The organism is Variovorax sp. P1_H12_2 (assembly GCF_056405335.1).
The window spans coordinates 82,022-91,151 of record NZ_JBFUCI010000001.1; the positions used below are offsets into that span (position 1 = coordinate 82,022).

Annotated in this window: 9 protein-coding genes; 4 read left to right on the forward strand and 5 right to left on the reverse strand. The window is 67.3% G+C overall.

What is annotated here, in order from left to right; all coding sequences use genetic code 11:
• Positions 1-57: 57 nt before the first annotated feature.
• Genes AC1D2K_RS00380 through AC1D2K_RS00395 form a run of 4 tightly spaced genes read left to right on the forward strand, consistent with a single transcriptional unit; the run spans position 58 to position 3,804 of the window.
• Positions 58-942 (forward strand): TauD/TfdA dioxygenase family protein, encoded by an 885-nt coding sequence (locus tag AC1D2K_RS00380; protein WP_478085383.1) that lies wholly within the window; start codon positions 58-60, stop codon positions 940-942.
• 22 nt (positions 943-964) lie between these two features.
• The gene (locus tag AC1D2K_RS00385; RefSeq protein WP_478085385.1) at positions 965-1,975 is read left to right on the forward strand and encodes an ABC transporter substrate-binding protein; all 1,011 of its coding nucleotides are present in this window, start codon (positions 965-967) and stop codon (positions 1,973-1,975) included.
• Positions 1,976-2,017: 42 nt separating this feature from the next.
• On the forward strand, positions 2,018-2,935 hold the full coding sequence (locus AC1D2K_RS00390; protein ID WP_478085387.1) for an ABC transporter ATP-binding protein: 918 nt from the start codon (positions 2,018-2,020) through the stop codon (positions 2,933-2,935).
• Complete coding sequence (locus AC1D2K_RS00395) at positions 2,932-3,804, forward strand: ABC transporter permease (RefSeq protein ID WP_478085389.1); 873 nt, start codon at positions 2,932-2,934, stop codon at positions 3,802-3,804. Before AC1D2K_RS00390 ends, AC1D2K_RS00395 begins: the two co-directional genes overlap by 4 nt.
• A gap of 238 nt (positions 3,805-4,042) precedes the next feature.
• Here AC1D2K_RS00395 and AC1D2K_RS00400 read toward each other — a convergent pair whose 3' ends face one another.
• The 5 genes from AC1D2K_RS00400 to AC1D2K_RS00420 form a co-directional block, all read right to left on the reverse strand.
• A complete protein-coding gene (locus AC1D2K_RS00400) occupies positions 4,043-4,861 on the reverse strand; it encodes a MetQ/NlpA family ABC transporter substrate-binding protein (RefSeq protein ID WP_478085391.1) in 819 nt (272 codons plus the stop codon).
• Between the two features lie 79 nt (positions 4,862-4,940).
• The gene (locus tag AC1D2K_RS00405; protein WP_478085393.1) at positions 4,941-6,326 is read right to left on the reverse strand and encodes an LLM class flavin-dependent oxidoreductase; all 1,386 of its coding nucleotides are present in this window, start codon (positions 6,324-6,326) and stop codon (positions 4,941-4,943) included.
• Between the two features lie 90 nt (positions 6,327-6,416).
• Positions 6,417-7,244 carry a MetQ/NlpA family ABC transporter substrate-binding protein gene (locus AC1D2K_RS00410; RefSeq protein WP_478085395.1) on the reverse strand — a complete coding sequence of 276 codons (828 nt, stop codon included), beginning with the start codon at positions 7,242-7,244 and terminating at the stop codon, positions 6,417-6,419.
• Positions 7,245-7,322: 78 nt separating this feature from the next.
• Positions 7,323-8,567 (reverse strand): acyl-CoA dehydrogenase family protein, encoded by a 1,245-nt coding sequence (locus AC1D2K_RS00415; protein WP_478085397.1) that lies wholly within the window; start codon positions 8,565-8,567, stop codon positions 7,323-7,325.
• A gap of 13 nt (positions 8,568-8,580) precedes the next feature.
• A partial coding sequence (locus AC1D2K_RS00420; protein WP_478085398.1) for a TauD/TfdA dioxygenase family protein occupies positions 8,581-9,130 on the reverse strand: 550 nt, incomplete at its 5' end.

Sequence of the window (9,130 nt, forward strand, 5' to 3'; positions counted from 1 at the left end):
GATCGCAAACGCGACACCTACAGTCGCGGGTCGCTCTCACCAACAACCGATCCTTTCATGCCGGACGTCCTGTCGCCCCACGCACCCGCCCAGACTTTCGAGATTCGGCCCTTCGACGCCCCGTTCGGTGCCGAGATCGTCGGCCTCGACATCTCGAAGCCGATCAATGACACCGATTTCGCACGCATCCATCGCGCGCATCTCGATCATCACGTCGTGGTGTTCCGCGACCAGCAGGTGTCGCCCGCCGACCACATCGCGTTCAGCCGCCGCTTCGGGCCGCTCGAGATCCACGTGCTGCACCAGTTCCAGCTGCCCCACCATCCCGAGATCCTGATCGTCTCCAACATCAAGGAGAACGGCGGGCCGATCGGCCTCGGCGACGCGGGCGTGTACTGGCATTCGGACATCTCGTACAAGCCGAAGCCCAGTCTCGGCTCGCTGCTGCATGCCCGGGAACTGCCGGCCGAAGGCGGCGACACGCTGTTCGCCGACCAGCACCTGGCCTGGGAAGCGCTGGCCCCGGCGCTGCAGCAGCGCATTCTGCCCATGAAGGCCGAGCACAGCTACCTCGCCAAATACGAAGAACTGCGCGCGAAGAACCCGTGGCGGCCCAAGCTTTCGCAGCAGCAGGTCGACCAGGTCGCGCCCGCCGTGCAGCCCGTGGTGCGCACGCATCCCGAAACCGGAAAGAAGGCGCTGTTCGTCAGCGAGCATTTCACGACCGGTATCGTCGGCCTGCCGAAGGGCGAGAGCGACGCTTTGCTGGCCGAGCTGTTTGCACACAGCGTCAAGCCGGAGTTCGTCTACCGCCACCGCTGGCAGCCGCACGACCTCGTGTTCTGGGACAACCGCTCGCTGATGCACCTGGCGGCCGGCACGCCCGACCACCTGCGCCGCAAGCTCTACCGCACCACCATCGTCGGCGACGCGCCCCATTGAACTCCCGAAGGACATCGCATTCATGAATCACATCGCACGCAAGGCCGCGTCACTGGCCGTCGGGCTGGGCTTGCTGGCCGGCAACCTCGCCGCGCACGCCGAGGGACAGATCCGCATCGCCGAGCAGTTCGGCATCGTCTATCTGCTGCTCAACGTCGCGCAGGAGCAGAAGCTGATCGAGAAGCATGCCAAGGCGGAGGGCATCGACGCCAAGGTCGAATGGGTCAAGCTCTCGGGCGGCTCCGCCGTCAACGATGCGCTGCTCTCCGGGAACATCGAGATCGCCGGCGCCGGCGTGGGCCCGCTGCTCACGATCTGGGATCGCACCAAGGGCAAGCAGAACGTCAAGGGCGTAGCGTCGCTCGGCAACTTCCCGTACTACCTCGTGAGCAACAACCCCGCGGTGAAGACCATTGCCGATTTCACGGACAGGGATCGCATCGCGGTTCCTGCCGTCGGCGTTTCGGTTCAGTCGCGCGTGCTGCAGTTCGCCTCGGCCAAGTTATGGGGCGACAAGGACCATGCCCGGCTCGACAAGCTCAGCGTCGCCRTTCCACATCCGGACGCTGCGGCGGCCATCATCAAGGGCGGAACCGAGATCAGCGCCCACTTCGGCAACCCGCCGTTCCAGGAACAGGAGCTGGCCGGCAACCCGCAGGCGCACATCGTTCTCGACTCCTACCAGGTCCTGGGCGGGCCAGCCTCGGCCACCGTCCTCTACGCGACCGAGAAGTTCCGCAGCGAGAGCCCCAAGACCTACAAGGCATTTGTCGATGCATTGAACGAAGCCGCTGCCTTCGTCAYCGCCAACCCGGAAAAGGCCGCCGACATCTACATCAAGGTCGGCAACGCGAAGATCGATCGCGAACTGCTGCTGAAGATCATCAAGAACCCGCAGGTCCAGTTCAAGACGACGCCGCAGAACACCTATGCCCTGGCCGAGTTCATGCACCGCGTGGGCGCCATCAAGAACAAGCCGGCCTCGGTGAAGGACTACTTCTTCGACGACGCCCAGATCGCGGGGGGCAATTGACATGCGCTTGCCCGAGAAGCGCCGCTGGCAGCGGGGATCGTGATGGCCTCGCCCGTTCTTCACGCACCCCGCGTCGCTGGGTCGGCCTTCTGGCGCAGCGTGGACGCGGTGGCGGAACGCGACCTGGGGCAAGCGATCTCCAGCGACGGATTGCCGCGCATCCCGGCGCTGACACCGAACCCCGCTGCGCTGCTGCAGGTCGACGGCGTCAGCCTCGAATACCGTACCCCCGAGCGAGTGGTGCGAGCCACCCACCGCGTGAGCTTCGACCTCCACGAAGCCGACCGCTTCGTGCTGCTCGGCCCTTCGGGTTGCGGCAAGTCGACCCTGCTCAAGGCGATCGGCGGCTTCATTGCGCCGGTGGAGGGCGAGATCCGGCTCGCCGGCCGCTCAGTCACCGCGCCGGGGCCCGACCGCATCGTTGTGTTCCAGGAGTTCGACCAGCTCCCGCCATGGAAGACGGTCAAGCAGAACGTGATGTTCCCGCTGCTGGCGTCGCGCATGCTCGGCAGGAAGGAAGCCGCAGAGCGCGCGATGCACTACCTCGACAAGGTCGGCCTCGCGCCCTTCGCCGACGTCCATCCGCACCAGCTCTCGGGCGGCATGAAGCAGCGCGTGGCGATCGCCCGCGCGCTGGCGATGCAGCCACGCGTGTTGCTCATGGACGAGCCCTTTGCCGCGCTCGACGCGCTCACGCGCCGCAAGATGCAGGAAGAGCTCCTCGCGCTGTGGGCCGAGGTGCGCTTCACGCTGCTCTTCGTCACGCATTCGATCGAAGAGGCGCTCGTGGTCGGAAACCGGATCGCGTTGCTGTCGCCGCATCCGGGCCGCATGCGCGCCGAGATCAACAGCCACGGGTTCACGCTCGAGAGCCAGGGCGGCGCAGAGTTTCAGACCGCGGCGCAGCGCATTCACCGGCTGCTGTTCGAAGAGCCGATTGCAGAGGGATTGGCCGCATGAGCGATGTCATCGATCCGCCGGTGCGGCCCGAATACGAGCGCCGGCTCGAGCCCTTCACCGCGCTGCCGGTCGAACGCTCGCTGCCGTTGGCCACGCGCCTCTGGGCCCAGGGCTGGCTGCGCAAGAGCGTGATCCTGATCGTGCTCGCCGTGATCTGGGAAGTGGCTGCGCGCTGGCAGGACAACGATCTGCTGCTGCCAACCTTCTCGGCGACTGCACGCGCGCTGGTCGAGGGGCTTGCAAGCGGCGAACTGATCGAGAAAGTGGGTATTTCGCTGGCCGTGCTTCTGCAAGGCTACGTCGCCGGCGTGCTGTTGGCCTTTGTCCTCACCACGCTCGCGGTGTCGACGCAGATCGGCCGCGACCTGCTGAGCACGCTGACCTCGATGTTCAATCCGCTGCCCGCGATCGCGCTGCTGCCGCTGGCGCTGCTGTGGTTCGGCCTCGGGCGTGGCAGCCTGGTCTTCGTGCTGATCCATTCGGTGCTGTGGCCGCTGGCCCTCAACACCTATGCGGGCTTCCAGGGTGTTCCCGAGACGCTGCGCATGGCCGGCCGCAACTACGGACTCAAGGGCCTGCGCTACGTGTTGCAGATCCTGGTGCCGGCCGCGCTGCCGGCGATCCTCTCGGGCCTGAAGATCGGCTGGGCCTTTGCCTGGCGCACGCTGATCGCCGCCGAACTCGTGTTCGGCGCCTCGTCGGGCAAGGGCGGCCTCGGCTGGTACATCTTCCAGAATCGCAACGAGCTCTACACCGACCGCGTCTTCGCAGGGCTCGCGCTGGTGGTGCTGATCGGCCTGGCGGTCGAGAGCCTGGGCTTCGCGACGCTCGAGCGACTCACGGTCCGCAAGTGGGGACAGCAACGGTAGCCCGAGCGCCGTGCGCCAGCTCGAGGGCCAGCGGCAGAAGAACCGTGTCGGCGGTTGACCAGCGTCCACGGCGCAGGAAATCGCCGAGGATGTGATCGCCCTCGATCGGGGCGCCGCGCTCGATGTCCTCATTGATCGTCCTTTCAAGTCCGTCGGTGTGCGAATGCCCGAAGATCGAATGCCGATGCCTGGCCCAGCACATGTGGCGCGATGGCTTCGGCCAGGCGAGCTGAATCTTTCAGAACGCCGGGACAAGGGCGCCGCTGAACTTCGTCTCGATGAAGCTCTTCACCTCGGGCGAGTGGTASGCCTTCACGAGYTGYTGCGCCCAGGGCTTGTCYTTGTCGGYGCGGCGCRCCGCGATGATGTTGGCGTACGGSCCCTTSGGCGACTCCTTGATCACCGCGTCCTTGGCSAGCGTCAGCCCGGCCTTCTCSGCATAGTCGTTGTTGATCGAGGCGATYGTCAGGTCGTCSAGCGAGCGCGGCARCTGCGCSGCGTCGAGCGGCACCAGCTTGAGCTTCTTGGGRTTCGACASCACGTCGAGCGGSGTCGCGKTGTTGTTCTTCACGGCGTCGGGCTTGAGCGTGATGAGCTTSGCYTCCTGCAGCAKCAGSAGCGCGCGGTTGCCRTTSGAWGGRTCGTTCTGGATGCCGACSGAKGCGCCRTCGGGCARYSCRTCGATCGMCTTGATCTTGCGCGARTAGAAGCCCAGCGGCGCCGTGATCGTGAGACCGACSGGCACGATGTCGAAGCCGCGCGACTTGTTCTGGTTGTCGAGGAAGGGCTGGTGCTGGAAGGCGTTGGCGTCGAGRTCGCCGGCCGCCAGCGCGGCGTTGGGCARYTGGTAGTCGTTGAAGACGACGACCTCGACCGCCAGCCCGTCGCGCGCCGCCGCCTTCTTGACGACTTCCCAGATCTGCTCGCCGCTGCCGACGGAGACGCCGACCTTGAGGGTTTTCTTGTCCTGCGCGTGCAGTGCACCGGTGTTGAAAAGAGTCAGGGAGGCAAGAGACAACGCAGCGGTCATCGCGGCGCGGCGGCGGATAGGAAGCATGATGGTGAGCATGTCGTATGGAAAAAGCACGACTGTGCCCGCCGACGATCCATTCCGGAACGAAGGAAAACGTGCAACCTTATGCGGTGCGCATGGACTTGCTAGGAGGGTGGGCCGCGGCACTGGCGTGCGTCGGGTGGGCCGGCCGTTTCAAACCGAAATGCTCCCGCAGCGTACGGCCTTCGTACTCGGTGCGAAAGATGCCGCGCCGCTGAAGGAGCGGGACGACGCCGTCGACGAAGGCCTGCAGGCCGTCCGGCAGCACGTCCGGCATCAGGTTGAAGCCGTCGGCGGCGCCGGCCCTGAACCAATGCTCGATGTCGTCGGCGATCTGCTCCGGCGTGCCGACGATCACGCGGTGGCCGCCGCCGCCCGCGAGTTCGCGGATCAGTTCGCGCGCCGTGAGGTCGAGGCCCCGCGCGGTCGCGAGCGTGGCGTTGAAGAAGGTGTGGTTGCCATTGCCGCCGCCGGGCAGCGACAGGTTCTCGGGCAGCCGCTCGTCGAGCTTGAGCCGGTCGGGCGCAATGCCCAGGATGCCGGCCAGCCGCGTGAGGCTGTAGTCCCACGGGATCAGGTCGACCAGTTCGTCTCGCCGGCGGCGCGCGGCCGCTTCGGTGTCGCCGATGATGGTGGTCAGGCCCGGCAGCACGCGCAGTGCCTCGGGCCCGCGGCCCAGCGCTTGGGCACGCGACTTGAGGTCGCGCGCGTAGGCGAGCGCTTCCCCGAAGGACTGGGAGGCCGAGAACACCGCCTCCGCGTGGCGGGCCGCCAGTGCTCGGCCGTCGCCCGAGCCGCCGGCCTGCACCAGCACCGGATGGCCCTGCGGCGTGCGCGGCAGGGTCAGTGGCCCATGTACCGAGAAGAACTCGCCCTGATGCGCGATGGGCCGAACCTTGGCGGCGTCGATGAAGCGGCCTGCGGCCTGATCGCCGATGAAGGCATCGTCCTCCCAGCTGTTCCAGAGCGCCTTGACGATGGAGGTGAACTCGGCCGCACGTGCGTAGCGCTGCGCGTGGTCGGGCACCGCGTCGCGGCCGAAATTGCGCGCCGAGGGCAGGTCGGCGGTCGTGACGACGTTCCAGCCCGCACGCCCTCCGCTCACGTGGTCCAGCGTGGCGAAGCGCCGGGCGATGTTGTAGGGCTCGTTGTAGCTGGTGGAGGCGGTTGCGATCAGTCCGATGTGGCGCGTCGCGGCGGCCACGCTCGCCAGCAGCACGGTCGGCTCCAGCGCGGTGATCGGGCGGAAGTGGATCTGGTCGACGATGGCTGCGTTGTCGGCGAGGAACACCGCATCCAGCTTGCCCGCCTCGGCGATCTGCGCGACGCGGATGTAGTGCCGCACGTCGATGAAGGCGCGCGGGTCGCTGCACGCCGGGCGCCAGGCCGAAGGCAGAAAGCCCGAGTGCAGGATGTTGACGTTCAGGTGCAGGCGGCGCGGCGCGCGCGCGATCGCGGATCCACTCATTGGAAAGTTCCGGGTTCTGGCACGAGGTCGCTGACGAACCGGCGGCCCACGTTGCGGGTCTTGTATTCGGCGGGGAAGTCGGGCATGGCCTTACTTCGAGAAGTAGTCAGGCAGGCGGTAGCCGGCCCACGCCGGGTTGGCCTTGAAGATTTGCTGAAACTCGGCCGACTGGTAGGCGAGGGCGATGTCCTTCGCGAACTTCGCGTTTTCGTTGCCGCGCTTGACAGCCACCACGTTGACGTAGGGCAGCGTCATGTCCTCCTGCTTGAGCGCGTCGGTCAGCTTGAGCCCCGACGCCACGGCGAAATTGCCCTGCACCGCGGCGAGATCGGCATCGGCCAGCGAGCGCGGTGCCTGCGCGGCATCGAGCGGCACCAGACGAAGCTGCTTGCGATTGGCGACGATGTCGCGCTCCGACACGCTCAGTGGACTCACGCCCGGCTTGAGCTCGATCCAGCCGATGGCTGCCAGGATGTTCAGCGCGCGCGCTGCATTCACCGGATCGGCCGGCAGAGTCACGGTGGCGCCGTCCGGTACCGTGGCGAGCGTCTTGTGGCGTTGGGAGTACAGGCCCATCGGGGGTGTCGGTACGTGCACGATCGGCACGAGGTCGAAGCCCTGCTGCTTGTTGGTGGCATTCAGGTAGAGCGTGTGCTGGAAGATGTTGGCGTCGATCTGGCCACGCTCGACCGCGTCATTCGGCTGCACGCCCTGGCTGAACTCGACGTACTTGATGGTGTAGCCCTGCTTCTTGAGTACCGGCTCGATGCCTTTGGCAAAGGCGTCGCGGTAGGGCCCCGGCATGAAGCCGACGCTCAGGTCCGCGGCGTGGGTGGCGCCGGCCAGCAACAGGGCAAGCAGGAAGGCCGCAAGGCGGGGGAAGCTGCGCGAGGATGGCGCGCTTGGCGAGGACAGCATGGGGGAACTCCGGGAGGTGAAGCACCGTGCGCACCACGCGGTGCGAATCGAGGGGACGATGGGGCAGCAAGTCCCCAGTCAGGCGGTGCCGACGCGGTAGAAGGTCGGCGGCGGCGCACCGTTCACGGCGAAGGCTCCCGCCTGGCGCTCGCGGTAGATGCGCGGGTTGTGCGAGGAGATGGTGCGCGCATTGCGCCAGTAGCGGTCCAGGCCGTGCGTGCGCAGCGTGGCCGATGCGCCGAGCGCGTCGAACAGCACCGTGCTCGCATCCAGCACCAGGCTGGTGACCACCGAGACCGCCTGGTCCACCTCGACATGGGCGGCGAGCGCGGCGGCGGCGCGCCCCTGCTCGGTGGCCTGTGCGTCGAAGTGGGCGTCGTGCGCGCGCTGCAGCGCGGCCGCGGCCTGCAGCACGACGGCGCCCGCACCGTAGGCAGCACCGCGCACGCGGCCGACCACCTGCAGGATCTGCGGGTCGTCGGCGACACGGCCTGCATTGCCATGGCTGTAGGTGCGGTCCCGCTGGCGCACGCGCTCGGCCAGGTCTTCCGCCAACGCCCGTCCGATGCCCGCCAGCGAGGCCAGGTGCACCATCTGGTAGTAGGCCGAGGCATAGGGAAATCGAACGGGGTTCGGATTGACCCACTGCGGATCGATGGCGACGTTCTCGAACTGCGCCGTGCCGCTGGCGGTGAGCGCCTGGCCGAAGCCGTCCCAGTCATCCAGCACCTGCACGCCTGCGGCGGTGCGCGGCACCGCGACCATCACCGGTTCGCCTTCGTCGTTGTCGGCCACTGCGTTGATCCAGTCGGCGAACAGCGAACCCGTGGTGTAGAACTTGCGACCCGACAGGCGCAAGCCCTCGCCGGTCCGACGCAGCCGGGTCGAGAAGGCGCCGACCTTCGCGTCGCCCGTTTCGGAGAAGCCGGAGCCGAGCAAGTCGCCGGTCGACAGGCGGTCGAGCCACTGGGCGCGCCAGGGCGAGTCTGCGGCGAGCAACACGTCTTCCTTGAAGCCGAAGTGCGCCCGCAGTGCGTTCACGACGTTGGTGTCGGCCGCGCCGAGTTCGATGAGGAGAGCGAACAACTCGGGCAGGCTGGCGTCCGCCCCGCCGAGCTTGGTCGGCAGGCGCAGACGGGTGAAGCCGGCTTCCCTGAGCCAGCCGATCTCCTCATGTGGCAGCCGGTGTGCGAGGTCGCGCTCGACGGCACCCGCGCGGATGCGCGCGAAGACCGGGCGGAAGCGTTCGGCGAGCGCTTCATAGCGGCGCGTGGGCGGTGCGCCCCAGGGATGGTCGAGTGCTGCGGGAAGGTTCAGGGTCATACAGAGGGGGATGTCAGAAAGGCCTGCTGCCGGAGAGGCTGATGCGCTTGAGCAACCTGCGTTCGCCGTTGTCGAAGGCATTGCGGGCGTGCAGCGTGGCCTGGTTGTCCCAGTACACGATGTCACCGACCGACCAGCGATGCGTATAGGCATGGCGCGGCTGCAGCAGATGCTCGCGCAGGCGGCCTATCAGCGCTGCGCCGTACTGCGGCTCGACGCCGACGATCTCGACTTCGGTGCGTGCGCCCAGGTGCAGGATGCGTCGACCGCTGTCCGGATGCGTGCGCACCAGCGGATGCACCTCGAACGGGGAGAGCGGCTCGATGTCCGGCGTGCGATACAGCGCAAAGCCCGATGCGAGCGGCTTGAGCTTGCGCAAGAAAGGGTTGTAGGTGATCAGCTGAAGTCCGTCGATCTCGCGTCGTGTCCCGGCGTCGAGCTCGTCGTAGGCCCGGGCCAGGTTGTACCAGGTGGTATCGCCGCCGACCGAGGGAACCTCGACCGCATAGAGCAGCGACCCGGAGGACGGCGTGGGGGTCCAGTGATGGTCGGCATGGGCGGAG